This is a genomic window from Streptomyces syringium, assembly GCF_017876625.1.
In the GTDB taxonomy this organism is placed as follows: domain Bacteria; phylum Actinomycetota; class Actinomycetes; order Streptomycetales; family Streptomycetaceae; genus Streptomyces; species Streptomyces syringius.
This window is the reverse complement of sequence record NZ_JAGIOH010000001.1, coordinates 5098708-5123490: the sequence shown is the minus strand read 5'-3', so window position 1 is coordinate 5123490 and position 24783 is coordinate 5098708. Positions and strand designations below refer to the sequence as shown.

General features: G+C 71.1%; 28 protein-coding genes. 14 read left to right on the top strand and 14 right to left on the bottom strand.

Going from position 1 to position 24783, the window contains the following annotated elements:
* Positions 1 to 59: 59 nt before the first annotated feature.
* The 7 genes from JO379_RS22950 (at position 60) to JO379_RS22920 (ending at position 8752) form a co-directional block, all read left to right on the top strand.
* A complete protein-coding gene (locus tag JO379_RS22950) occupies positions 60 to 1268 on the top strand; it encodes a radical SAM protein (protein ID WP_245381525.1) in 1209 nt (402 codons plus the stop codon).
* A gap of 97 nt (positions 1269 to 1365) precedes the next feature.
* Positions 1366 to 3528 (top strand): DegT/DnrJ/EryC1/StrS family aminotransferase, encoded by a 2163-nt coding sequence (locus tag JO379_RS22945; RefSeq protein WP_209516730.1) that lies wholly within the window; start codon positions 1366 to 1368, stop codon positions 3526 to 3528.
* Positions 3525 to 4739 (top strand): hypothetical protein, encoded by a 1215-nt coding sequence (locus JO379_RS22940; protein WP_209516727.1) that lies wholly within the window; start codon positions 3525 to 3527, stop codon positions 4737 to 4739. Before JO379_RS22945 ends, JO379_RS22940 begins: the two co-directional genes overlap by 4 nt.
* The gene (locus JO379_RS22935; RefSeq protein WP_130879845.1) at positions 4736 to 5830 is read left to right on the top strand and encodes an acyl-CoA synthetase family protein; all 1095 of its coding nucleotides are present in this window, start codon (positions 4736 to 4738) and stop codon (positions 5828 to 5830) included. The genes JO379_RS22940 and JO379_RS22935 overlap by 4 nt, the downstream gene beginning before the upstream one ends.
* 32 nt (positions 5831 to 5862) lie before the next feature.
* The gene (locus JO379_RS22930) at positions 5863 to 6720 is read left to right on the top strand and encodes a phytanoyl-CoA dioxygenase family protein (protein WP_130879844.1); all 858 of its coding nucleotides are present in this window, start codon (positions 5863 to 5865) and stop codon (positions 6718 to 6720) included.
* Between the two features lie 69 nt (positions 6721 to 6789).
* Positions 6790 to 7974, top strand: coding sequence for a glycosyltransferase family 2 protein (locus tag JO379_RS33400; protein ID WP_209516725.1), 1185 nt, complete (start codon positions 6790 to 6792; stop codon positions 7972 to 7974).
* A gap of 10 nt (positions 7975 to 7984) precedes the next feature.
* Positions 7985 to 8752: a nucleotidyltransferase domain-containing protein gene (locus JO379_RS22920; protein WP_130879842.1), complete on the top strand. Its 768-nt coding sequence runs from the start codon at positions 7985 to 7987 to the stop codon at positions 8750 to 8752.
* On the opposite strand, the gene JO379_RS22915 is transcribed toward JO379_RS22920, so the two are convergent.
* Positions 8739 to 9269 carry a GNAT family N-acetyltransferase gene (locus JO379_RS22915; protein ID WP_130880305.1) on the bottom strand — a complete coding sequence of 177 codons (531 nt, stop codon included), beginning with the start codon at positions 9267 to 9269 and terminating at the stop codon, positions 8739 to 8741. The genes JO379_RS22920 and JO379_RS22915 overlap by 14 nt on opposite strands.
* 258 nt (positions 9270 to 9527) lie before the next feature.
* Here JO379_RS22915 and JO379_RS22910 point away from each other — a divergent pair, with 258 nt between their 5' ends.
* A complete protein-coding gene (locus JO379_RS22910; RefSeq protein ID WP_209516722.1) occupies positions 9528 to 9851 on the top strand; it encodes a hypothetical protein in 324 nt (107 codons plus the stop codon).
* Positions 9852 to 9910: 59 nt separating this feature from the next.
* On the top strand, positions 9911 to 10222 hold the full coding sequence (locus JO379_RS22905; protein ID WP_130879840.1) for a hypothetical protein: 312 nt from the start codon (positions 9911 to 9913) through the stop codon (positions 10220 to 10222).
* A gap of 74 nt (positions 10223 to 10296) precedes the next feature.
* Here the strand turns inward: JO379_RS22905 and JO379_RS22900 are convergent, their stop codons facing one another.
* The 8 genes from JO379_RS22900 to JO379_RS22865 all read right to left on the bottom strand — a co-directional run bounded on the left by JO379_RS22900 (position 10297) and on the right by JO379_RS22865 (position 14449).
* Entirely contained in the window at positions 10297 to 10839 is a 543-nt protein-coding gene (locus tag JO379_RS22900) for a hypothetical protein (RefSeq protein WP_130879839.1), read from the bottom strand.
* A gap of 182 nt (positions 10840 to 11021) precedes the next feature.
* Positions 11022 to 11408, bottom strand: a complete 387-nt coding sequence (locus JO379_RS22895) for a hypothetical protein (protein WP_130879838.1) — start codon at positions 11406 to 11408, stop codon at positions 11022 to 11024.
* Positions 11405 to 11800, bottom strand: coding sequence for a hypothetical protein (locus tag JO379_RS22890; RefSeq protein ID WP_130879837.1), 396 nt, complete (start codon positions 11798 to 11800; stop codon positions 11405 to 11407). Before JO379_RS22890 ends, JO379_RS22895 begins: the two co-directional genes overlap by 4 nt.
* A complete protein-coding gene (locus JO379_RS22885) occupies positions 11797 to 12240 on the bottom strand; it encodes a hypothetical protein (protein ID WP_130879836.1) in 444 nt (147 codons plus the stop codon). The genes JO379_RS22890 and JO379_RS22885 overlap by 4 nt, the downstream gene beginning before the upstream one ends.
* 226 nt (positions 12241 to 12466) lie before the next feature.
* The gene (locus tag JO379_RS22880) at positions 12467 to 13606 is read right to left on the bottom strand and encodes a methyltransferase domain-containing protein (protein ID WP_209516719.1); all 1140 of its coding nucleotides are present in this window, start codon (positions 13604 to 13606) and stop codon (positions 12467 to 12469) included.
* On the bottom strand, positions 13603 to 13800 hold the full coding sequence (locus JO379_RS22875) for a hypothetical protein (protein ID WP_209516717.1): 198 nt from the start codon (positions 13798 to 13800) through the stop codon (positions 13603 to 13605). The genes JO379_RS22880 and JO379_RS22875 overlap by 4 nt, the downstream gene beginning before the upstream one ends.
* Complete coding sequence (locus tag JO379_RS22870) at positions 13797 to 14201, bottom strand: DUF6415 family natural product biosynthesis protein (protein ID WP_130879834.1); 405 nt, start codon at positions 14199 to 14201, stop codon at positions 13797 to 13799. The genes JO379_RS22875 and JO379_RS22870 overlap by 4 nt, the downstream gene beginning before the upstream one ends.
* The gene (locus JO379_RS22865) at positions 14198 to 14449 is read right to left on the bottom strand and encodes a hypothetical protein (RefSeq protein WP_209519047.1); all 252 of its coding nucleotides are present in this window, start codon (positions 14447 to 14449) and stop codon (positions 14198 to 14200) included. The genes JO379_RS22870 and JO379_RS22865 overlap by 4 nt, the downstream gene beginning before the upstream one ends.
* A 581-nt stretch (positions 14450 to 15030) precedes the next feature.
* Here JO379_RS22865 and JO379_RS22860 point away from each other — a divergent pair.
* Positions 15031 to 16356 carry an NsdA family TPR-like regulatory protein gene (locus JO379_RS22860; protein ID WP_209516711.1) on the top strand — a complete coding sequence of 442 codons (1326 nt, stop codon included), beginning with the start codon at positions 15031 to 15033 and terminating at the stop codon, positions 16354 to 16356.
* On the opposite strand, the gene JO379_RS22855 is transcribed toward JO379_RS22860, so the two are convergent.
* Entirely contained in the window at positions 16353 to 17165 is an 813-nt protein-coding gene (locus JO379_RS22855) for an alpha/beta hydrolase (protein ID WP_130879831.1), read from the bottom strand. The two genes, JO379_RS22860 and JO379_RS22855, sit on opposite strands and share 4 nt — an antisense overlap.
* A gap of 176 nt (positions 17166 to 17341) precedes the next feature.
* A complete protein-coding gene (locus tag JO379_RS22850) occupies positions 17342 to 18097 on the bottom strand; it encodes a dienelactone hydrolase family protein (RefSeq protein ID WP_209516708.1) in 756 nt (251 codons plus the stop codon).
* Positions 18098 to 18604: 507 nt separating this feature from the next.
* Here JO379_RS22850 and JO379_RS22845 point away from each other — a divergent pair.
* The gene (locus JO379_RS22845) at positions 18605 to 19750 is read left to right on the top strand and encodes a serine hydrolase domain-containing protein (RefSeq protein ID WP_207303977.1); all 1146 of its coding nucleotides are present in this window, start codon (positions 18605 to 18607) and stop codon (positions 19748 to 19750) included.
* A 126-nt stretch (positions 19751 to 19876) separates the two neighbouring features.
* On the opposite strand, the gene JO379_RS22840 is transcribed toward JO379_RS22845, so the two are convergent.
* Together JO379_RS22840 and JO379_RS22835 are read right to left on the bottom strand one after the other, a co-directional pair.
* Positions 19877 to 20158: a hypothetical protein gene (locus tag JO379_RS22840; RefSeq protein ID WP_130879829.1), complete on the bottom strand. Its 282-nt coding sequence runs from the start codon at positions 20156 to 20158 to the stop codon at positions 19877 to 19879.
* Between the two features lie 91 nt (positions 20159 to 20249).
* Entirely contained in the window at positions 20250 to 20609 is a 360-nt protein-coding gene (locus tag JO379_RS22835) for a hypothetical protein (RefSeq protein ID WP_209516705.1), read from the bottom strand.
* 502 nt (positions 20610 to 21111) lie between these two features.
* Between JO379_RS22835 and JO379_RS22830 the strand changes: the two genes are divergently transcribed.
* The 3 genes from JO379_RS22830 to JO379_RS22820 all read left to right on the top strand — a co-directional run bounded on the left by JO379_RS22830 (position 21112) and on the right by JO379_RS22820 (position 23919).
* Positions 21112 to 22008, top strand: a complete 897-nt coding sequence (locus JO379_RS22830; protein ID WP_209516702.1) for a hypothetical protein — start codon at positions 21112 to 21114, stop codon at positions 22006 to 22008.
* A 100-nt stretch (positions 22009 to 22108) separates the two neighbouring features.
* Entirely contained in the window at positions 22109 to 23113 is a 1005-nt protein-coding gene (locus JO379_RS22825) for an ATP-binding cassette domain-containing protein (RefSeq protein ID WP_130879826.1), read from the top strand.
* On the top strand, positions 23110 to 23919 hold the full coding sequence (locus JO379_RS22820) for an ABC transporter permease (RefSeq protein WP_130879825.1): 810 nt from the start codon (positions 23110 to 23112) through the stop codon (positions 23917 to 23919). Before JO379_RS22825 ends, JO379_RS22820 begins: the two co-directional genes overlap by 4 nt.
* Before the next feature lie 14 nt (positions 23920 to 23933).
* Here the strand turns inward: JO379_RS22820 and JO379_RS22815 are convergent, their stop codons facing one another.
* Positions 23934 to 24764: a serine hydrolase domain-containing protein gene (locus tag JO379_RS22815; protein ID WP_242626242.1), complete on the bottom strand. Its 831-nt coding sequence runs from the start codon at positions 24762 to 24764 to the stop codon at positions 23934 to 23936.
* Positions 24765 to 24783 lie beyond the last annotated feature (19 nt).

The window sequence follows — 24783 nt, the reverse complement described above, 5'->3', positions numbered from 1 at the left end:
GGACTCATAGTGTCGCCACGCCGAACCTCTGGCCTTGCGAGAGCTGCGAGAGGAACACCATGAACGACACCGCAGGCGTGCGGAGTTATGACGCAGCCGCCCCCACCAACAACCGCCCCGGACTGCCCGTGGTCAATCTCGACCGGGCGCACTCCCCGCAAAAAGTCCTCGCCCACGGCGACCTGCTGCGCCGATTCGTGGACGGCGAGGAGATCCGGCCCGTCCATATGCGCATCGGCATCATGGGCGCGTGCAATATGCGCTGCAACTTCTGTAACTTCCACTCCCCCAATGAAGAGCAGTTCTACGACCTTTTCTCCTTCAAGGACTCCATCCCGACGGAGCAGGCCGTCTCCCTCATGCGCCAGTTCGCCGCCAACGACGGCCGCGCGGTGACGTTCTGCGGCAGCGGTGAGTGCACCATCCATCCGGGTTATTCCGCCATCTGCGACGCCGGGCACGAGGCGGGGCTGCGCATCGGTCTGATCACCAATGGCTCCCGGCTCGGCAGGCCGGCCCTGGCGGAGTGCGTGGCGTCCACCCACACCTGGGTGCGGATCGGGCTCAACGCGGGCACCGAGGCCACCTTCGACGAGATCACCCGCGACCGTGAGCACACCTTCACGTCCTTCCTGCGGAACGTGAGCCGGCTGCGGGAGTCGGCCATCGACCCGGACTTCCGGATCGGCTTCAACTACGTGATCACCGAGCGGAACCACCGGGAGATCCTGGCCGCCGCCCGCGTGGCCCGGGAGGCCGGGGCGCACTACGTACGGTTCGAGCCGGAGTTCTACAGCGCGCTCGGGCACGAGACGATCGAGGCGGTCATGGCCGAGGTCGCCGGAGCGCTGACCGAGGCGGCGGCGCTGGCGGACGACGGCTTCGAGGTGTCGGTCCCGAAGCTCGACCGGGGGCCGATGGACCAGGTGGAGGCCGTCGAGGGCGACTTCGACCGCTGCCACTACAGCCGCTTCGTGACCGCCGTCGGCGCCGACGGGCATCTCTACCCGTGCCCCCAGGTGCACCTCAACAGCCGCTACCGCATCGGCGATGTGATCGGGACCAGCTATGCCGAGGTGCTGGAGGGCGGCCCACGGGCCGAGTGGGAGGCCTCCAACCCGCTGCGGACGGACCTGTGCAAGTCCTGCTTCTACCGCCCGCAGAACGAGCTGCTCGAACTGCTGCGGCGCGGCCGGATCCGGCTGGACGACGCGCTCGCCTCGTACGCGGTCGAGGTGCCCAGCACCCTGCACGCCGACTTCGTCTGACACCTGACGGAGCCGGGACCGGCCCACTGCCCCGCCCATCACCCCGGCAGAGCGCCCCTACCGCCGACGGCGTACCTCCTCCACCGCGAAGGGCTCCATGCAGATCCATCGTTTGCGTCAACTTCTCTCCGTGGAGCGGGCACTGGGGCCCGCCCCCGGCAAGGCGGCCGGGCCGGACGGGTTCACCGCGTGGTCCCGGCGCGTCCACGACGTCGTGGACCGGCTGGCGCGCGCCGAGCGCGGGCCGGTCGCGGCGACGAGCGAGCGGCCGCCCGAGACGGCGGACGGGCTGGTGCGGGAGAGGCTGCTGTTCGACAGCCCGGCCCGGGGCCGGTTCCGGGCCACCGCGCTGGCCCCCGCCGGGAGCGGGCCGCTGCCCGCCGTCCTCGTCGTCGGGGGCAAGAACGCCCGGCTCGACCAGCTGACCGGCGAGGAGCCGCCCGACCACCCGGACCGCAACGTCGCCGAGCACCTGGCGCGCTCCGGCTTCCTCACCCTCGCCGTCGACCACGGCATCGACGGGGGCCTCGACCCGGACCGGCTCGCCGGGCGGGACGAGGGGACGGTCCTCGCGCACGCCTTCGCGCTGCGCGGCCATTCGCTGCTGGGCGCCCTGCTCGGTGACGCGACCGCCGCCCTCGACTGGTTGCGCGCCCACCCCCGGGCCGCACCCGGGCGGACCGGGATCTTCGGCCACAGCCTCGGCGGGGCCGTCGCCCTGCACACGGCCCTCCTGACCGACAGGCCGGACGGGCCGCACGGGCCGCACGGGCCGACGCCCGTCTGCGTGGCCGGACACCTCGGCAGCTACCCCGCGCTCTTCGCCCGGCTGCTGACCGGCTTCGAGGGGGCGGTGCTGCCGGGCATCCTCGAATACGCCGACCTGCCCGAACTGCTCGGCGCCCTGGCCCCCGCCCCGCTCCAGCTGCAGTACGGGCTGCGGGACCCCTACCTCGACCCCGCCGACGCCCGCGAGGCCGCCCGTACGGTCCGCCGCGCGTACACCGCCGCCGGCGCGGCGGAGCTGCTGGAGGTGCTGGAGCTCGACATGGGCCACGGCACCGACCGGGAGCGGGCGGCCGCGTTCTTCACCCGGGCCCTCGCCACGCCCACCGCGCCCACCGCGCCCGCCCTCGCCCCGGTGCCCGCGCAGCGCGTGCGCTTCACGGCGGAGGAGCGGCGGACGATCGGTGACCGGGTGGACGACGCCCTGGCCTGCGGGGTGCTCACGCAGGGGCCGCAGGTGGCCCGGTTCGAGGCGCTGGCCCGCACCTGGACCGACGGCCGGGATACGGTCGCCCTCTCCTCCGGCACCGCCGCCCTGGAGATCGCGCTGCGCATCCTGGACGTCGCGGGCCGTACCGTCCTCGTCCCCGTCAACACGTTCTTCGCCACCGCCGCCGCTGCCGTCCGCGCGGGCGCGCGGGTGGGCTTCGTGGACCTGGAGCTCGACGGGCTCGGCATGGACCCGGACGCCCTGCGGGCGGCGCTCGCGGCGGACGGTCCGGTCGCCGCCGTCGTGCCGGTCCATATCGGCGGTGTCGTCTCGCCCGCCCTCGAACCGCTCCTGGAGGAGTGCCGGGCGCGCGGCATCCCCGTTCTGGAGGACGCCGCGCACGCGTTCGGCAGCACGCTGAACGGGCGGGCGGCCGGGGCCTTCGGGCGTTTCGGCGCGTTCTCCTTCTTCCCCACGAAGGTGGCCACCAGTGCCGAGGGCGGTCTGCTGACCGGCGCCGGGCCCGACGACCTGGAGAGCGCGCGGCGCTGGCGCGACCACGGCAAGAGCGCCCCGGGCTCCACCCTGCACGACCGGCCCGGCGGCAACTGGCGGCTGAGCGAACTGCACGCGGCCGTCGGCGCGGTGGACCTGGAGCGCTTCGCCCCCGCCCTCGCCGCCCGCCGGGCACTGGCCGCCCGTTACGACGAACTCCTGGTCGGCGTCCCGGGGTTACGCCCGTACATCCCGCCCAAGGCGTCGGAGAGCAACTTCTACAAATACCTCGTCCATCTGGACGGTCCCGTGGGCCGGGGGCGGCTCAAGGCGCGGCTGCGGGAGCGGCACGGTGTCGCGCTCGCGGGCGAGGTGTACGACACGCTGCTCTGCGACCAGCCGTTCTTCCGCGAGCGCGGCGCCGGGGCGGCGGCCTTCCCGCGAGCGCGCTGGTTCGCCGAACGGCACGTCGCCCTGCCGCTCTACCCCACACTGACGGAGGCCGAGCAGATCAGGGTGGCGGCCGCGCTGCGGAGCGAGCTGTCGTGACCGCGCGCCCGGCATTACTGCCCGCCTTCCGCCGGGCCGCCTGGCACACCTCGGCGGACACGCTCCGGCTGCCGGGCCCGCCCGCCGAACTGGCCCTGGTACCCGAGGTGGTGGCGGCGTCCGACCGGCGCTGGTGGGAGGCGCAAGCCCTCGCGCACGGCGATGCGGAGTTCCGTCCCGCCGACCGGCGGAAACTGCTGGCCGAGGCCCTGGACCTGTTCACGGACGGCACCGTGACCATCGGCGATTCCCTCGTCCAGAGCCCGGCGGAGTTCCGCGCGGCGATATGGGCGACGGCGGGCGTCCCGGCCGCGCTCGTGGACCGCTGGTGCGGGCTGCTGCGCGAGGCGGTACCCGAGACGTTGCCCGGGGCCGGAGTGCCGGGCGGCGGGGTGCCGGACGGCGCCCTGTCCCTGGTGTCGCTGCCGGGCAACACCTTCTCCTGCCTGGAGTCGGTGCTGTCCGAGGCGGCCCGCAGCGCGGCGGTCTGGGTGCGCCCCAGCCGCCGCGAACCCTGGTCCGCCGCCCGTCTCGTGGCAGCCCTGCTGGCGGTCGGCTGGCCCGCCTGGCGACTCGGCCTCTACCCGTCGGAGCGGCGGACGCTGCGCGGCCTCGTGCGGCTCACGGATCGTCAGATCGTCTACGGGGGCGCCGGTCCGGCGGCTTCCGTGCGCGGCGCGCCGCAGCTGACCGTGCACGGCCCGGGGCGCGGCTGCGCGCTCGTACCGCCGGGGATGGGCACGTCCGAAGCCGTGGCGTGGCTGCTGCCGCTGGTCGCGGGTGACGGGGGCCGGTTCTGCTCCAATGTCCGCACGGTCGTGTGCCCGGGGCCGGGGGCGGACGCGCTGGCCACCGCCCTGGCCGAGGCGCTCGACGTCCTCCCCACCGATCCCGCCGCCCCCTGGCCGCTGACCGCCTGCCGCACGCCCGGCGAGGCCGAGCGGGCGGCCTGGGGCGTACGGGAGCGGCTGCGCCCCGGTGACCGGCTGCTGACCCGGCGCCCGCCGACGGCCCGTACCGGCGGCACCGGCTCCGACGTCTACGCCCTGCCCGCCCTCGCGCTGCTGGCCTCCGCCGACCCCGGCCACCCGCTCGTCGGTCATGAGGTGCCCTTCCCGTTCGCGGCCGTGGTGAGCGCCTCGCCCGCCGGGGCCGAGGCGATCGCCGCCGGGTCGCTGTTCGTCCACAGGCTCCCGGAGGGACCGGCATGACCACCGACCTCTTCGCGACGATGTGCGAGCGCGTGCCCGAGCTGCGGACCGGGCTCGACGCGTGGACGCGGCGGATGATGCGCTGGCACTTCTCCCCCGCGACCGGCTCGCCGTTCTGGGTGTCCCGCCGTTCCGGCCTGGGCTTCGATCCGCTCACCGATGTCGACGGGTTCGCCGCTCTCGCGCTCTTCGGCCTGTTCGACAAGGCGGAGCTGAGGGCCGCGCGCGCCCGGGAGCTGCTGCCGCGCGGGTACCGGGACCGCCCGTTCCGCGTCTTCGAGACCGGTGGCACGACCGGTCCGCCCTGCCGGATCGTCAACGTCTCCCGGCTCGCGTACGACGTGGTGATGTACCGCGCGATGCTGGAGGCCCGGGGCGTGGCGGGCGGCGACATCCTCGCGATGACGCCCGCCGGGCCGCACGCGTACGGGCATTTCGTGGAGGGGCTCGCCGACAGCTGGCGCGGGGCCGTCCTCGCCATCGACTTCGACCCCCGGTGGGTGAAGGCGGAGATCAGGGCGCACGGCGAGGCCGACGCGTACACCGACCACCTCGTGGCGCAGACGGAGGCGCTGCTGACCGCCGAGCGGCCCACTCTGCTCTTCACCACCGCGCGGCTGCTGCTCGCCCTCGCCATGCGGCTGCCGAAGCCGATCGACGCGTACGGGCTGCGGGCGGTCTGCACGGGCGGTACGTCCTGCACGGCGGCGGAGGCGCGGTACCTGCGCCAGGAGCAGCTGCGGGGCGTGCAGTGGATCGACACCTACGGCAACACGCTGGTCGGGCACGCGCTCCAGGCGGACGGGCCGGAGCCGGGGAGCCACTCGTACCACCTGCCGCCGCCGTTCGCCGTGCTGACGGTCGTCGACCCCGACGACCCGTGGCGTGAGGTGGCTGTCGGCGAGCGCGGCCGGGTGCGGGTGACGACGCTGCTGGAGGACCTGTTCCTGCCGAACCTGCTGGAGCGGGACAGCGCGGTCAGGACCGGCCCCCACCCGTGGTTCCCGTGGGACGGCGTCGCGGCCGTCCGCCCCTGGACGCCGGGGGCGGACGGAGAAGACCCGGAGGGCGCCGTCGAAGGCGTCTATTGATCGAAGGCGTCCACTGAACGGGGAGAAACATCATGACGACGCTGTCCTCGAACGGCCTTCCGCTCACGTTCGACGAGGAGCTGTTCACGCCGCTGCGGGACAGCACGGAGCTGCGCTCCCGGCCGGCCTCGTTACGGGCCCGGCTGCGCGCGGACGGCTGTCTGTATCTGCGCGGGGTGCTGGCGCGGGAGGACGTACTGCGGTTGCGCGAGGCGTACTTCGCGTCCTGCGATCCGGTGCTGCTCGCGCCGGGGACGACGCACCGCGAGGGGATCTTCTCCGGCCGGGTGCCGCCGGGGCTGCCCGCGCACGGTGTCCCCGGCCATCCGGCGCACGCGTTCGTCCGCTCCGAAACGTTTCACCGCTTCCTGGCCGATCCGGCGCCGGCCGCGCTCGCAGAGTCGCTGCTGTGCGGCCCGGTCCAGATGCTCCCCCGCCGGATCCTGCGCCACTTCCACCGGGGCTCGCGCCTCGCCTCCCGCGCCCATGTGGACCGCGACTACATGGACCGGGGCTCGGACCGGGTGCTGACCCTGTGGATACCGGTGGGCGACTGCCCACCCGCCACCGGCGGCCTGGTCTATCTGGAGGGTTCCCACACGCTGCCGCCCGCCGCGTACGCGCCGCTGCGGTCGGCGGGCGACCGCCCCGGCGACCATCGGCCGATCAGCCACGACCTGGCCTCGACGGCCCGTGCGCTGGGCCGCCGTTGGATGTGGGCGGACTACGCGGCGGGGGACGTCATGGTCCATCTGCCGCACATCATCCACGCCTCCCTGGACACGACGACGGACGCGATGCGGCTGTCGGTGGACGCCCGGTTCGTGCGGCGCGGCGACACGCCTGATCCGCGCTGGCTGCGGGCATGGTCGGGGGACGACGGGGCGTGAAGCGTGAAGGGGACCGACTGACGTCGTCGTCCTCCTGAACACACGGGACATTATCGAAGGAGTTCGTACGTGCCGAGCAGGACCCTTGCCGAGCGACTGACGGCCTACGCCGTGCTGGCCCACGACCCGGCGGTCCCGGGGATCGCCGCCGACTACTGGGAGCTGAGCGAGCCGCACTACCGGGCGGTGGACGCGCTGCTCTCCGGCTTCCTGGCGGCCCGGCCGGAGGCGGCGCAGCCGTACAAGGACCTGGTCGCCGACCCGACCGCGCTCGCGCCGCAGCTGGAGCTGCGGCGGCGCCTCGCCCGGTCGCTGGCGGCGGACGACGGCGAGGAGCGGGCCCGGCTCGCGGCGGCGGTCGAGGAGGCGGACCGGCACATCTGGATCGACTACCAGGTGGGGGAAGGTGGCGAGGCGGCCCCGGCCGAGACGGCAGCGGCGGGCCCGGGGACGGCCTCCGGACCCGCCGTGGTCCACATCGTCATCCCCTTCCGGGACCGCGACGCGGGCGGCCTGCGCACCCGTAATCTCCTGGCCTGTCTGCGCGCCCTCGCCGACCAGGGCCCGGGCCCCGCGCACCACGTCACGGTGGTCGAGACCGACGACCGGCCGCGCTCGCGCGCCCGGCTGGAGCCGCTCGTGGACCGTTACGTCTTCGCGGAGAACCCGGGGCTGTTCAACAAGTCGTGGGCGGTGAACGTCGGTGCCCGCACCGTCCCGGACTCTGTCCCCTACCTGTGCGTCCTGGACGCCGACATCCTGGTGGACCGCTCCTTCGTCCGCCGCAACGTCGACCGGATCGCCACCGGCGCCCACGGCACGCATCTGCCGTTCCGCTGGTCGCTGTCCCTGGACGAGCCGTCCAGCCTGCGGGCCATCCACGCCCGTACGGCCGCCGGCCTGCCGGACGTCCCGGAGAGCACGCTGCGCGGCCTGCTGCTGCGGGAACCGCCGGGCGGCTGCGTCTGGGTCCGTACCGAGGTCTTCCACGGTGTCGGCGGCTTCGACGAGCGCTACGAGGGCTGGGGCGGCGAGGACGACGACGTCATCGCCCGTCTCACGGCCGCCGCCGGGGTCGTCCGCTTCGAGGACCCGCTGCTGCACCTGAACCATCCACGCCCCCGGATGACACGGGACGGCCTGCCGTTCAACGCCCATATCGAGCCGCTGAGCTGGACGGCGGAGGCGGGTTACGGGGACCCGTCGGCGTTCGCCCGCCGAAAAGATCTGCACCCCGACGGCCGCCCCGCCTAGGCTCCGGCCCATGCACGCACATGACGACGATGCCTTCCTCGCCCATGTCACGCAGCGACTCGCGGCACTGCCGTGTGTGCACGCGGTCGCGCTGGGCGGCTCGCGGGCCACGGGGACGCACGGACCGGACAGCGACTGGGACTTCGCCGTCTACTACCGGGGCGCGTTCGATCCCCAGGACGTGCGCGCCCTCGGCTGGCCGGGTGAGGTCTCCGGGATCGGCGGGTGGGGCGGCGGGGTGTTCAACGGCGGTGCCTGGCTGCACGTCGACGGGCGGCGCATCGACGTGCACTACCGGGACCTGGACGACGTCGAGCATCACCTCGCCGAGGCCCGGGAGGGCCGTTTCCGCGTCGAGCGGCTGCTGTGCCACCTGGCGGGCATCCCGACCTACATCGTCCTCGCGGAGCTGGCCGCCAATCAGGTGCTCCACGGGGAGCTGCCGCGCCCCGCGTACCCCGAGGCCCTGCGGCGGCAGGCCCCGGAGCGCTGGTGGGGCGACGCCCGGCTGACCCTCGCCTACGCCCGGACCGCCCACGCCGAACGGGGCCGTCTCGCCGACACCGCCGGGGCCATCGCCACCGCCGCCTGCCAGGCGGCGCACGCGGTGCTGGCGGCGAAGGGCGAGTGGGTCACCAATGAGAAGACGCTGGTGGAACGGGCGGGGCTGCGCGGCATCGACCGCGTGCTCAGCGGCCTGTCGCCTCGGCCGGAGGCTCTGACCGGGGCGGTCGACCAGGCGGAGGCATTGCTGGAGGCGGCCGTCAGGGCTTCCTGAGCCGGTAGAGGACGTTCGGGCGCAGCGGCCCTTCGGGGAAGTCGGGGTCGTCGAAGTCGTCGGCGGGGTCCCGGGTCATGCCGATCCGGGCCATCACCGCCTGGGAGCGGACATTGGTGGCGGTCGTCACCGCCAGGATCTCGGCGAGCCCGACCGTCTCGAAGCCGAAGGCCAGGACGGCCCGGGCAGCCTCGGTGGCGTAGCCGTGCCCCCAGGCGGAGCGGGCGAGCCGCCAGCCGATCTCCACTCCGGTGAACGGCAGGTCGTCGTCCACGTCGTCGAGACCGGCGAAGCCGATGAACTCACCGGTGGCGGTCACCTCGACGGCCCACCACCCGTAGCCGCGCTCGGCGAAGTCGGCCTGGAAGGCCGCCACCGAGGCATCGCTCTGCTCCCGCGTGAGCGGCTCACCCAGGAACTCGCGGACCTCGGGATCGGCGTTCATGGCCGCCCACGGGGCGAGGTCGGCGTCCCGCCAGGGGCGGAGGGTGAGGCGCTCGGTGCGTAGTTCGGTCATGCGGCGTTCAGTCATGCGGCGTTCAGTCATGCGGCCAAGGAGACGTGAGCGGTGGCCGGAACGTCCACCGGATTTCGGGGCGGCGCCGGCGGCCCTGGCCGGTCTTCAGAGTCAGGAATGGCCGGTTCTCCGATAGTGGGACGGATCGGACTCCGGTGGGATGTGTCCCATACGGGGGTTCGACATGGACCCCTGGCATGTGCGCTGCCGTTTGGTGACCGTCTTCAGTGACCGTCGAAGCGACTATCGAGGAGTCCCGTGGGCCGCTCGTCCGCGTTACGTCTGCGTTCCACCGCCGTGGCCCTTGCCGCCTCGGCGTGCCTCTTCGGAGGTGTCACATCAGCCCAGGCGGCCCCGACCGGCCCGGCCCAGGAGCTCGTCGCGCCTGAGGTGAGGACGTTCACCGGCAGCGGGACCGGCACTTCGCCGTCCCAGGCGGTGGACGGCGCGGTCCGGATCGCCTACACGTTCGCCCAGTCGGCGGGCTGGCAGGCGAACCAGTGCCACGTCCGCGCGACCGACGTCAGGTCGGTCGGCGGTGGGGTGTACGCGGCGGTCGCCAGCTTGTTCTGCCAGCGCTGACTAGCACGTTTCCGCATTTCCAGGATTTCCAGGGTTTTCATCAAAAGGGGGATACCGACATGACCTCGATGCTCATCCGGGGTGGGGCCGCCGTCGTTCTCGCGGGCCTCGCCGTGCTCGCGCCGACCGCCGCGTACGCCGACGCGAGCGTGCGCGCCGACGCCGCCACCGTGCAGGAGACGCGGGCGTTCACGGGCTTCGCGTACGAGAACAGCCCCAAGGAAGCGAAGCGGGAAGCCGAGAAGAGAGCCCGCCAGAACGCGCTGATCAGCGGGTTCCTCAATGAGCAGTGTGTGCTGCTCTACGCCAACTCGACTCGGCTGGCACCGGGTTACTACGCGGGCGACGCCGCGATCAGCTGCACCCGCTGAGTCGCTGAACCTCCCGCTGAACCTCCCGCTGAGGCGAACCCGTGCCCGCCTCAGCGGGAGGTGCCACGCCCTGGCTAAAGCCAGCTGACGCGGGCGTCGGTGACCGGCTCGTCGCCGGCCGGCCGCCTGCCGAGCTCACCGGCCCGTACCCCGTCCAGCAGTCGGCGGACGGCGTCCACGATCTCCGGGGCGGCACGCCGGAGATCGGCCGCGTCCGTCGCCCCGACCTCGTCGCGGGCCGCACCCGCCGTCTCCAGCACGCCGTCGAGGTCGCAGAGCCGCTCGGCCAACCACCCAAGGGGATCGGCGGACAGCTTCTCGTCGAAGACCCGCGCGCCGGGCTCCCAGCCCTGGAACCGGGGGTGGTGATGTGTCCGGTCGAAGCTCCCGACCGGCCCGGCCACCGACTCCAGCAGGTCCACCCGCCACAGCGGGCGGTCGATCTCGATGGGCCGCGCGGAGTACATCGACCCCTTCAGGGTCCCGCTCTCGACGTGCCGCAGCTCCAGGCGTACGCCGCGCTCGGCGCCCTCCTGCCCGGGCTCCGGGTCGGGATCGACGAAGTAGAGGTCGCTCACCACTACCCCGACCCGCTCAAAGCCGTATGCGTAGAACACGAGACCGTCCTCACGTTCGGTAGGGAAGCCGCATGGCCGGACCCGACCGTTCGCGCGGGACGCGCTGACTCAAGTGGCGCTGCTACGGGCCCTGTTCACGGCTTTCGTACACCAACGGTAGCGCCGACAGGCGTGGTCGGGGCCGAGACCGCCACGCCTGCCCTGCCCCTACCCCTCCCCCCTCAGCACACCGACGGGTTGTCGCAGTCGAACCTCACCGCGTGTGCGGTCGGCTGGAAGCCCGGCGTGTTCCAGGGGGTCCCTCGTCCGCTGCTCTTCTCCGCGGACGCGACTTCCTGCCGGCAGTCCGTGGCCGAGACGAACGTGGCGAAGATGTGTGCCTTCTTGTTGGTGACATTGGTGCCGTTCGTGCTGCCCTGGTCCGGCAGCTTGATGCATTTCCCGGCCGGTGGATTGACCATGCGGTGGCCGCGGCCGTCGGCGGTGGTGAACAGGAACTCGCCCTGGGCGATTTCGGCAGGGACCGCGTAGGTGGAGGTCACTCCCGAGGTCACGGCGATCAGTGCGGCGGCGGGCAGGGCGAACAGGACGCTCATGCGAGGGGTCACGGGACCGCCTTCCGGTGCGCGGTCAGGTCCTGCGTGATCTCGATCTGCGTGCGGCACGTGGGGCTCGGGTTGATGTTGCCGGTGTGCAGCACTTCGCGGCTGCCGATGAACGCGCTGGCCGCGAACTGGCGGACGTCCGAGCAAGCGCCCAGGTTGAAGGTGGCCGTTGCCCCGGAGGTGACGCGGCGCTGGGTCATCAGGCGGATGGTCGGATCGCTGTGCCGGGCGACGGCCAGGTTGACCTCGTCGAGGGTGAGGCGGGAGTGATTGATCACGTCAACCACGTAGTTCGGCTCGGCCGGGGTCGGCTGGGCCCCGGCGGACGGTGCGGCCGTGAAGGAAGCCGCCAGGAGGAGCAGGGCCGCGCAGACCGCCCTCACCGCGCGCCTCACCGCAGGGCTCGTTCCGCTTGTACGCCCGCCGCCCTGTCCCTGATGGTCACGACGTCGTCGCAGCCCACCGGGTCCGCCTCGACGTCACCGGTGGTGAACAGGCGCTGGCCCCCGACGATGCCGCTGACCGCGTACTGCTTCACGTCGGAGCACGGCCCCAGGTCGAAGTTGACCACGCTGGACGCCGGGACGTTGTACTGGTGGAGGATCTGCGTGACCGGTGTGCTGTGCCGGGTGAAGGCCACGGCGATCTCATCGAACGCCTGACTGGAGAAGTTGTCGACCTCGACCTGGTAGTTCGGCGCCAGGCGCATCACGGCGTCCGGTGCCGTCGATCCTCTGGCACCGGCCGCCGCGTGCCCGGCTCCTGGTGTCACGGCCAAGGCCAGCAGACACGCTGCTGCCGCGGCCGCCGCCCGGCCGACGTATGAGAGACGCATGAGCATTTCCCCCTCCTGTAGCACAGCGATGTGCCTCCCCCAGCCGTTCTGACGGCTGACGGCGCGGCGCTTCGACTCCCCAGCCGGCGGCCGCCCTCATACGGTGGTGGCGGGACTCCAGGAGGTCAACGAGAAGCCGGAAGGTTCACCCTGGCGGGTGGATACATCAGATAAGCCGGATATGCGACTGGCTCTTCTCGGGGCACGCGTGGCATTCCGCCGGAGTTCAGGTGACGAGCCAGGAGGGGCCATCACTGCGTCCGGCCCATAGGCGTTCCTCGTCGGGCCGTACGGTCACGCCCAGGTCGGTCAGGTCCGGCTCACCGGCCTCCTGCCACGCGGTCACTGCCGCCTCGGCTTCGCCGAGAAGGCGGCGCGGCCCCCATTGCCGGCCTTGCCCGGTGGGCTTCCATGCGGCCCATGAGGAGGCGTCACGGCTTTGGAACCACCAGGTCTCACCGAACCGGATGTGCACCCCGGGCACGAGGACGTGGAAGAGCAGCTCGGCGCCGAGGGCCTCTCCGAGTACCGACAGGTCCACGGTGGTACTGAGTCTCTCGGCGCCGGACATGGTGGCGTCGATGACCGGGCGGACGTCCACCACGTCGCGGCCGCGTTGTCCCCGCAGGGGTATGAACGCCATGGCGTCCGCGATCGGCCCGGACGCCGACTCGCCGTCGTTGGCGACGACCAAGCGCACCAGGGCGAGCCCCCGGTAGGGGGTGACGATCACACCGCCGGGGGCCGTCTGCTCGATCCATGCCCAAGGGATGCGCATCGCCGAGGCGGTGCTGAGGACCCAGGAGTACGGTGCGCCGGGGGGCCACCCGTGCTCACCGTCGCCGACGACCGTCTGCACGTCGCCGTACCCGGCCGTGTCGAGAGCGCGGCGGGCGTCGGCGGCAAGCCGGTGGTCCACCTCGACCGTAATCACGTTGCGGGCGCCGACACGTTCGGCGAGCAGGGCCGAGTCGTAGCCGCTTCCGGTGCCGATGTGCAGCCCCCTCCGGCCGGGCTGCGGATCGAGATGGGAGAGCTGGCGCACGACGACCCGCAGCGAGGACAGGGACGACGACAGGCGCCCCACCGCAGCCTGCCCGCCGGTGGCGTCACCGTCGTCGAACTGCGTGATCAGCGCGCGGTCGTGGGTGTAGACCGCGCGCCCCCACGCCTCGGGGTCCGTAGCCCGGCTGACGACCGGGTACGTCCCGTCCTCCTCCCTGATGCAGAACCGCGAGGGTGCGAACATCTCGCGGGGGACGGCCTCGAACGCATCGCGGACCCAGGGGGCGCCGAACTGCCGGTCGACGGCGAGGGCCTCGGCGCAGTTGTGGCGCAGCGTCGCGTAGTCGCGGGTGGTGGTCATCGGCGGTGGGGTGCGTCGCCGTCGGCGGTGGAGGGGTCGGTGGGGTCGCTGGGGCGGCCGAAATCGTCGTCGGGGTTCCAGGCGCGGTCGTCGTCGTCCGGTTCCTGCTGCTGGTCGTCCTTGCGTCCCATGGCGACCATCTCCTTCGTGATGATGGAGCAGGTTTCAGTGAGCGCAGCGCGGCCCTCGCTCATGTGGTCGCTCCACCCTGGCTGTTGTCGCTCACCAGGCCGAGGAGCATCTGGCAGCTGCGGGCCATCTCCTGGCACCACACGTGCGCGGCGTCCACATCGGTCCCGGCGTCGGGACAGTCGGCATGGGTGAGCCGGTAGCGCACGTGCGTCAGCCCGTGCCCGGCGAGGCCCGGCCCCCGCGACGAGCGCCGCGTGCCGTGGGCCTCGGCGGCATACGGCAGCAGGACTTGCGCGTACTCGGCCAGCCGCTGCGCCGTAGTGGTGACCAAGGCCGGGTCGAGGCGGTCACCCACAGGCAGAGGCGCGAGTGCGGCTTCAATGGCCTGCCGCACGCGGTCGACGTCGAGTTCGCTCCTCGCAGCCGAGGTCGCGCCGGCCGACGGGTTGTTCGTCGCGTTCACCGGGCCTCCTCGCTCCTGGCGTCGGCTGCCGCGTCGAGGACCTGGGCGAGCCGGGCAGCGACCTCCGCCCGGCAACCGCCGAGTTCGACGAAGCGCCGGTGGTCCACCGGCTCGGAGCTGCGCAGCGACGGGATGACCAGACCGTGCCGCGCGAGCGCCGCCCGCAGATCCGCGGCCGCCGCGTCGCTGGCGTCGAGCGCGGCGTGCCGCTGCTTCCAATACTTCTTGGCCGCCTCGGTTCTGATCACGGTCGCCCTTTCGTGATTGGAGGTGAGATGGTGCAGGCGGTCGGCGGCACCAGGTGGGAGTCGAGATCAGACATGGGGAGTTCCTCCAGGAAGAGGGCGGGGTGCCTTAGCGAAGGCACTCGTCGAACGGATGGTCGGGTGCGGGCCGAAGCGGGCCATCGGCAGTGAACTCGCGGCCGCCGCGCTCCGGGCGCAGGTAGATCTCCCCGGATTCACGGTCAAAGCTCCATGGGTTGCCCACATGCGTCACCACGGCGACACCGCCGTCGACGAGGACACGGGTGCCGCGGTCCACCCATGCGGGCGGAGCTGAGGACGTCCTGGCGGACGGACGGCTCACCGTGCCTCACCGCCGGGCGGCATGGTGGTGCGCCTCGGTCCGGCCGGGCTGTTGCCCCTCCATACGCAGGTCACTGCGTTTTCCTCTCGTCGCGGGTGTGCCGGGCCCAAGGCCCTGGCCTCGCAGCCCAGTGCATCGCGGCGCCGAGAACGGGACGAGGTCATATCGCAGGACACATCGCACAGCGTCGCGTCCGGGAGTACCGTCTGATCTCTCCACACACCGGCCGCCGGGGGTACCCATGTCCCAACACCCGGGCAACACCCTGTTCGTCACCGCCCGCTTGGAGCGCGGGTGGCATTCGCAGGCCGATGTTGCCGCCGCGTACGAGTCTCACGCCGCCGCGCTGGGCGAGTCGGTGAGCATCACGGTGCGCCAGGTACGAAGGTGGGAATCATCGACGCCGGGCTGGCCCAACAAGGTCGCCCGCCGCATCCTGCGGTCGATGTTCGACGTCCCGCTGGAAGCCCTGGGCTTCGTCCCCCTGCGTCCCGCCGAAAACCAGCTCGCCCGCGCAACGTCCGACGCCCGCTCTGGCCGGAGCCGCAAGGAGGATTCGGTGCGCCGACGCACATTTCTCGGTGGCGCCCTGGCCGGTGCCGCCCCATTCCTCGACGCAACCGCGCTTGAACATCTGGCCGCCGCTGTCACCCGTGCCCGCCGCTACGCCGACCAGCACCTCGTCGCCCACCTGAGAGCTGCCCTTGACGAAGCTGCCCGCACAGACGGCCGTACCGGCCCCCGACAGGCCCTACCAGGCGCCGTGAGCATTCTCGGTGCCATCGACGAGATCGCCCGCGACGCCTCTCCCACCATCCGCCGCGAACTTCTCGGTGTCGGGGCCCGGGCAGCAGAGTTCACCGCGTGGCTCTACCGGGATGCCGGCGCCCCGCCGCACGCCACGACCTTCTTCCACGATCGGGCCATCGAGTGGGCCACCCTCAGCGGCGACGGCCCCATGCACGCCTACGTGTTGCTACGCAAAGCCCAGGCCACCGAGCGGGACGACGCGGCCCGCATGCGCGACCTCGCCCACGCCGCCGTCCACGGGCCCTGGACGCTGCCCCCACGGGCTCGGGCTGAGGCCCTGCAACAAGAAGCCCGCGCCATGGCGCTCACCGGCACCGTCCCCGACCTGGTCGCCCGCACCCTTGACCAGGCCCACGACGCCCTAGCCGACGCCGAGCCATCAGGGCCGGCGACCTGTACCGGGCCCCTGTGTGCCGGCTACAACACCGACCGTCTCATGGCCCAAAGCGCCATCTGCCATCGCGAAGCCGGACAACCGGAACGTGCCGTCACCCTCCTACGCCAGCACCTCCAGCGAGGCGCCTTCGCACCGCGCGACAGGGCATTCTTCACCGCCCACCTCGCCGGAGCACTCGCCGCCGCCGGCGAACCCGACGAAGCCGCCACCACCGGCCTGTCCGCTCTCCAGCTCGCCGCCGCCCCACACTTCGGACAGGCTCTCGGCGAACTCCGTCGCACCGTCACCGAGCTGCGGCCCTACGCCCGCCGCTCCGCCGTACGGGAGCTGCGCCAGGCACTGACTGCCCTGCCCGGCTAACCGGCGAGGAAGCGGCTGACGCGCTCGATGACCTCGGCCTGCCACGCCTGCGACTGCGGGTGCAGGTACCGCGGGTCCTCGTGCACGGCGAACCCATGCTGCGCACCGTCGAGTTCCATGAGCTCAGCCGGACCGCTGAACAGCGGCAGGTAGCGGCGGGAGGACTCCACCGGCACAAACGTGTCCTTCGTCCCATGCGCCACCAGAACCGGGGCCCGGACGGCCGCCACAAACGTCTCCGGGTCGAGATAGGCAACCTCGTTCAGCAGCGCGCGGCCCAGCTCGAACGGGCTCCGCTCGGTGAACCCCTGCTCCTCCAACGCCTTCGCCGCCTCAGCCGAGAGGTAGTCCTCGGTGACGTACGGACGGCTGGTGATGTACCGCTCGCGGTAGTCGATCCGCGGGTTCAACAGCACCAAGCGCTCGACGTCCTGCGGCCGGTGCCCGGCGTGCAGCGCGGCCGCGCCACCCGAGAAGGACGCCGCAATGACGTGCACGGGCCGGTCGAGACCGCTCTCCACGCGAAGGTGATCGCCCGCGGCGCGAATGTCGTTGGCGACACCCGCGATGGTGATCTCCTCCGGACGGCCGGCACTGGCTCCGTGGGCGCGGAGATCGAAGCGCAGGCACCGGATACCGGCTCCAGCCAGACCCGTGGCAAGCCGGGCAAAGAAACCGCCCTCCTCACGTGTCACACCAGCACCATGAACCAGTACCGCCAGCCCTTTGACGACCCCAGAGGGGGCCGACACCGTGCCTTCCAGCGCGGTGCCGTCGAGCGATCGGAACGCCGTCTCCAGCTCAGCCACAGCCACTCTCCAGAGGGTAGTGAAACCACCGTCACAGCGCAGGACAGTCCGCAGAGACGAAACGGGAAACAGGCAGCCCTGATGGGCGATGCCGCCACCACAGACCAGCCATCGTGGGCCCACCACTCCACGCGAAGGGCCAGGCGAAGAAGCCGGCCCGGCTTGGCTGGAGTTCTTCACCCCCGCCAAGCTGGCCGGTCTCGAAGATGCCGGGTGAAGAACCGGGCCGCGGCGTCCCCCGCGAACTGCGGGACGCCGGTGTGCCCGCCCATATTGGCCTCCAGCGTCTTCTCCTGGGAGCCGAAGGCGTCAAACAGATCCAGGGCCGGCTGCCGGTCGTTCCCTTCGTCGTCCCACTGCAGCAAAACGTGCAGGGGAACGGTGGCCCGGCGGGCCTCCTCGAACGTGGCGCGAGGCACGAAACTCCCGGCGAAGAGAACGGCGGCCACGATGCGCGGCTCGACCACCGCCAGCCGGACACCGATGGAGATCACTCCCCCCGAGTACCCGACAGGGCCGCCGATCTCGGGCAGCGACAGCAGGGCGTCCAGGGCGGCCTGCCATTCCGGGACCGCCTTGTCGACCAGCGGGAGGACGAGGGCGTCGACGATCTCGTCGCTGACCGGCTCACCGGCCTCCATCGCCCGGCGCAGGTCGGCGCGGGCCTGGTCGACGGCGGTCCACCGGGGCCGGTCGCCGCTTCCGGGGAGCTCGATGGTGGCCGTGGCGAAGCCCTCCGCCGCGCAGTGCCGGGCCCGGGCCACCAGGCGGGGGTACATCTTGCGCAGCCCGAGTGGAGGGTGGCCGAGCAGGATCAGCGGCGACGGTGCGGATGTGGATGCGGGTGTCCACAGGATGCCGGGGATCTCGCCGAGGGTGAATTCGCGTTCGAGGACGCCGTCGTCGAGGTGCTGTTCAGAAGTGAATTGCATGGTCGTGCCTTTCGGGAGGGCTCAGAGACGGCGCTCCCGGACGACGACCTACCGCCCGACCGTGACCCCGGAGGGGAGCACCCATGTCGATACTGCGTTCACGGGTACCACCTCCTCAATCTCTCGCACGGCTTCCAAAAACGTAGCAGTGGTCGCCCTCGTCCCCCAAGCGGGTTTTGCGCATTCTCCGCGGCCGGACCCATGGTGCCCAAGTCGCCAATCGGCGCAGAAGCAGGACTGGTCCGGGGTGGGGGCCTAACACTCCAGCCGTAGATCGTGGTCTTGCTGGTCGGGGCCGGCCGGGGGGAGTCTCAGCAGTCGGGGGGTATCCCCCGGCGCCGCCCTGAGGACAGCGCATCAGTACGTCGGGGGAAAGCCGGATGGAGCGATCCCTCCTCAGCTGGTGGGATGGTCGCCGACCGCCGGCTCCGGAGGCGACACCGTCGCGGGGTCACAGCCTGAGCGGTCCCTGAACGTGCGCGCAACCTGAACAGAGAAGGGGTCGTCATGCATGGGTTAAGAAGGCGTCGGCGAGATCTGGTCGTCCTGACCAGCCTGGCTACAGCGGTCCTCGCCGCATCGACCGCGTCCACGGCGGCGGCGAAGCCCCGGCCGGCCCATCCGCTCCAACGGCAGGTGGAGGCGATCCACGACTCCGGGGCCGTCGGTGTGCACGCCGAGGTGACATCACCGGGCGCACGCGACAGCGCGTACGCCGGGACGGCCGCGATGAACACAAGGAGACCCATGCCGCGGGACGGCAGGTTCCGGATCGGCAGTGCCACCAAGACCTTCACCGCCACGGTTGTGCTGCAACTCGTCGGCGAGGGGCGAATGTCCCTGGAGGACACCGTCGAGCAGTGGCTGCCGGGAGTGGTCCGGGGCAACGGCAACAACGGCAGCCAGATCACCGTGCGGCAGCTGTTGCAGCACACCAGCGGCATCCCTGATGTCAGGCCGGAGATATCCGCGTTGAACAGCGCGGACGGCTATCGGGCCGAGCGGTTCCGCACGTACACCCCCGAGGAGCTGGTGGGGCTGGCGATGCGGCAAAAGTCCTCCCCGGGCGCCGGCTGGTCGTACTCCAACACCAACTACATCCTTGCCGCGATGATCATCCCCAAGGTCACCGGCCGGAGTTGGGCACGGGAGGTGAAGGACCGGATCATCCGCCCCCTCGAGCTGAGGGACACCAGTACGCCCGGCGTCTTCCCGTTCATCCTGGGCCCGCACGCCCACGGCTACGCCGCGTTCGGCACCGACACCGATATCGACGTCACGAAGCTCAATTCGAGTATGGCCGTCGGCTCCGGCTCGATCATCAGCACCGCGCATGATCTGAACCAGTTCTACGCCGCGCTGCTCGGCGGCCGTCTGCTGGCTCCGGCGCAGCTCGACGAGATGACGACCACCATGCCCGCGCTGCCCGAGCTGGGCATGAGGTATGGACTCGGTCTTGCCGAGATCCCGTTGCCCTGTGGCGGCAGCTACTTCGGCCACCGGGGCGAACTCCTCGGCTACGTCACCTGGGGCGGCGCCACCCGAGACGGGGCCCGGACCGCCGTGGTGTACGCCACCAGTGACGGCGGCCAGGACACCCAGCAGGCCATGATCAAGCTCGTGGGTCAAGAACTGTGCCGAACCCGCTCCTAGCACTCCAGCCGTAGACATTGATTCTGCCGGTGGACCCGCCGTCTACTTCATCTACGCGGGAGGGCGCGGGCACGCGGCGGTGGATCGTCACCCCGCCTTCGAGACGCTCTCAGGGCATCGATGGCGTCACCGGACATAGAGGCTGGTGCCAGGCATGGCGACCACCTCTTCGCCTGGAATGACCACGCCGATCTGCATTCCCTCACAGCGGTCGTCGTCAAAGAGGATAACGATCTCGTCCGTGTCGTTTCTGACCTCTCCCGGGAATCCCACCTGGTAACAACCGCTGGGGTTGGCATACATGGCGTCATTGATGATCAGCGCTCCGCAGGCCGCCCGCGCGGTACCTCCGATGCCGAGCAATCCTGCTGCCAGCAGGGCGACGAATGGCGTGGCGTGGCGTCGCATGCGGTTCCTCCCGGGAACGCGTTCCGAAGCCCTCCCGGGAATCCCGGCGGGAGCGAGAGGGCTTCGGGTTGTGTTGCAAGCCCGATAGCGTTTACCGGACTTCGTAGAGGATCGTGTAGTGGGCGTCGTCCCCTGTGAAGGCTTGGACCCGCTGTCCCAGGCCCGCCTCGGACGACCTGACGATGATTCCGCCGAGGTGGTCGTCCGCGTCCGGCGAGTCCTCATCGAAGAGGTCGACTGTCGCCTGACCGAAGAAGGTTCTGAAGACGCCGATCTCCCTGGACTCGCCGTCGTTGATGCTCGTCGGTCCGAAGATTCTGGAACCATTGAAGTTAAGGTACGCTTCGTCGGCGCCAGTACTGTCCTCCGTGGTCTGACACGAGAGCGTCAGAAGAAATACTGTGGCCACTTGACCTCCTCGGTTCGGACTGAACGTCAGCACCACGCGCATGGCGCTGATTTTCTGTCAGCCCACGATGGCCGGGCGCAGTCGGGGGTCTTCGCTCTACGCCTGTACCGCACAGACTAAAGCGATTTCCCTCCATTTGAATATTGGCTTAACCTCCAAGCTTTTTCACCGGATGACCGACGGACGATTATTCGGATTATTATCCGACCAGTCGACCCTCGAATTCTGGATATTGCCGAAGCGCGGCGGCAGAGTTCGCCGCGTAACCAGCACGACGCTTCCGCTCAAGGCCGCGCGACAGCCCCCCGAGCGCCGTCGGCAACAACGTCGCCGGAGTTCCCGTCACCAGCCGGACCACGGGCGCCCGGTTCCTCGCAAACCGCCTCGACGAGTAGGCCACTACCAGAAAGTGCCAACTCGCACGAATCCACACGGGAGTTCAGCATCCCTGCGCTACGGTGGCGAAACCAAGGCGGCCCCCGGCGGTGCTACCAACACCGGCCGAGGGCCTACACCCACGAGGACTTACACAAGGAGTCCCAGGATGCTTCGGCATGTTATCGCCCCTGAGCGTTTCTTCACGCAGGTATCGAACGAGATCATCCGCCACCCGCGCCTGTCGGCGAACGCCGTACGGCTGCTGATCTGGCAGCTGTCCCTCCCGGCCAGTGTGGACGCACCCCTGTGCGAGGCGGGGAAGGCCGCGGGGATCACGAAGGGCGCCTTCACCCGCGCGAAGCGGGAACTGAAGGCCGAGGGCTACGTCCACGAGTGGCGGCTCCAGGTCGAGCGCGGCAAGTGGAGGACCACCCAGCTCGTCTCGCCCGTGGTCCTCACGGACACCGAAGCAGTGGCGGTGCGGGACGGATTCCCGCAGGTCACACCGACTGCCCCGAAACCGGCCACCGGCGAACCGACAGACCGGTCCATCGGCCGTCACCCAACAAACACAGAGGGAAAGAAAGACAACCCTCCCTCCCAGCCCTCCCAGCCCTCCCAGCCTTCCCACGTCCCCACCCCGCTCATCGAGCGAGGAGGCCTCATCCTCGCCTCCCTCTCCCACCAGGAACACCGGCTGCGCTTCACCGGCCGCGACATCCAACAACTCGCCGCCCTCGCAGGCGAATGGCTCCTGCGCGGCGCCACAGCCAAAGACCTCCGCGAAGCCCTCACCGACGGCCTACCCGACCGCATCCACTCCCCCGCAGCCCTCGCCCACAACCGCCTCACGCGCAAAATGCCCGAACCCCCGCCCTTCACAGCCCCTACCCCCGCCCCGCAGCCCCTGCGTACCTGTACAGGCACCTGCGACCGCGTCTTCCGGCCCGTCGCGGACGAGACCAAATGCCGCGACTGCCGCCAGGACGACGCACAGGCCTCGTACACACAGAACCTGAGCCGGAGCAACGGCCAAGACCCCCGCCAGGCCCGCTGGGCCTAAAGCTCAGGCCCAAGCTCGCCGCGCGGAATGTCAGTGGTGTGGGTCACAGTAGGGGGAGACGTGGGCGCACGCGGCGGCCGCGGCATCAAGGGGACGTCCGATGGAATTCGCGATCCAGGCGGAAGGCCTGGCGAAGAGCTTCAAGGAGACCCACGCCCTGGCCGGCGTGGATCTCGCCGCTCGTACCGGTACCGTGCTCGGCCTGCTGGGTCCCAACGGCGCGGGCAAGACCACCGCGGTGCGCATCTTCGCGACGCTGCTCACGCCCGACAGCGGGTGGGCGCGCGTCGGCGGCCACGACGTCGTCCGGGAAGCAGGACTGGTCAGAGCCATGATCGGGCTGACCGGGCAGTACGCCGCGGTCGATGAGAAGCTGACCGGCACCGAGAATCTGCTGATGATCGGCCGACTGCTCGGCATGGGCCGGACCGAGGCCCGGGCCCGGGCCGGAGAGCTGCTGGAGCGGTTCCATCTGGAGGACGCGGCGGGCCGCGCCGCCAAGACGTACTCCGGCGGCATGCGGCGGCGCCTTGACCTCGCGGCGAGCCTCGTGGGCCGACCGCAGATCCTCTTCCTCGACGAGCCGACCACCGGACTTGACCCGCACAGCAGGGGCGAGCTGTGGGACATGCTGCGCGGTCTGGTCGCGGAGGGTGTGACGGCCCTGCTCACCACGCAGTATCTGAACGAGGCCGATCAGCTCGCCGACGAGATCGTCGTGATCGACAAGGGCCGGGTGATCGCCGAAGGCACGCCCGACCAGCTGAAGTCGCAGGTCGGCGGGCAGGTGCTGCAACTGCGGCCGGTGCACTCGGCGGATCTGGCCAAGGCCCATGCACTGGTCAGGGAGGCGGCGGGGCGCGCCAGGATCGAGGGCGAGGAGATCACCGCCCCGGTCAACGACCTGGAGCTGCTGCCGTCCGTGGTCCGCCGCCTGGACCAGGCGGCGATCCCGGTCGGCGAGCTGACCTTGCGCCGCTCCTCCCTCGACGAGGTGTTCCTCGTCCTGACCGGCCACCGCGCCGAGCCGCAGCAGCCGGACGAGCCGGACAAGGGTGCCCCGGACGTGGGCGACGAGCAGGAAAAGGTGAGGACCCCGTCATGACCGCCGCGACCGTCACCGCCCCCGTGGGCAAGAAGGGCAACGTACGGCCGCTGGCCGCGCTCCGGCAGACCGGCACGATGGCGTGGCGCAGCCTGGTGTCCGTCAAGCACAATCCGCTGGAGCTCGTCGACTACAGCGTCACGCCGATCATGTTCGTCTTCCTCTTCACGTACGTCTTCGGCGGGCAGATGGCCGGGACGCCGAAGGCGTACCTCCAGTACGCCCTCTCGGGGATCATCGTCCAGAACACGCTCTTCATGAGCATGTACACCGCGATGTCGCTGAACACGGACCTCACGAAGGGCGTCTTCGACCGGCTGCGCAGCCTTCCGATAGCCCGCTCGGCGCCCCTGTTCGGCCGGATCGCGGCGGACCTCGCCAAGCAGCTCTGGGCGATGCTGCTGATGATCGGGCTGGGCGCCGCGCTGGGGTTCCGGATCACCGGCGGCCTCGGCGGATTCCTGGGCGCCACGCTGATGTTGATGATCTTCGCCGCGGCGGTGGCGTGGACCGCGGTGCTGATCGGCATGCTGGCGGGCGACGTCGAGAAGGTGCAGGTCTTCGCGTTCGTGCTGATCTTCCCGCTCACCTTCACCAGCAGCGCGTTCGTCCGCGTCGACACCATGCCGGGATGGTTGCAGGCGTGGGTGAACGTGAACCCGGTGACCCATCTGTCCGACGCCTTCCGCGGTCTGCTGCTCGGTGGCGAGGTGGCCGAGCCGGTGCTGTGGTCCCTGCTGTGGGCGGCGGGCATCTCGGCGGTCTTCATACCGCTGGCCATGCGCTCGTACCGCTCACGTACGTAGGGACCCACACTGGTTCAGTCCCGTGGGAGCTGCGCGAGCATCTGGGCCCCCAGCTTGTCCGTCCGGTCCGGGGAGCCGCCGAGCCGGTGGAGCAGCAGCCACCTGCCGTCGGGCAGCACACCGGTGAAGACCGAGGCGCCCTCGGTCGCGCCGTTGTGCCAGACGAGCCGGCCGGTGGTCTGCCAGGAGGGCGCCGGCGGGCCGAGCTCGCGGTCGACGACCAGTTTTCTGACCACCTCGGCGGCGGCACGGGGGGTGGCCCACATCCCCCCGGCAGGCATGATCGCCGTGTCCACGGTCCACGGCCGCCGCTGCCGCCCGAGGAGTCCGGTGGCGTGCAGACGCCTCCCCGCGGGCGGATCGACCGTGACGTCCTGGACGTTGAGGGGGCCGAGGACGTACTCCTGGATCAGCTCGGCACAGGGTTTCCGCGCGGCGGCCGACAGCGCCGCGCCGAGTACCGCGTATCCGAGGTTGGAGTATTCCTCCGCCTGCCCGACGGGGGTGGTGGTGAGCTGATCGAGGCGTCGCAGATGTGCGTGGAGGGCGGCGTCGTCGAAGGACAGATAGGGGTCCTTGCGGGGCAGCCCGGTGGGTTGCGCGGGCAGACCGGAGGTGTGGTCCGCCAGGTGCCGCAGGGTGATGCCCGTGCCCGGGGGGACATCGAGCCAGCGCTCCAACGGGTCGCCCGCGTCGAGCACTCCGGCATGGGACATGCGCATCAGCGCGGTGCCGGTGAGGACTTTGGTGAGGGAGCCGATCTGGACGAAGCGGTCCGGATCGTGACCGTGGACGGCACGTGGGGGGCCGGCGCTGCTGAGGACACACATCGGCGTGCGGAACAAGGTCGGACGTCCTTTCGGG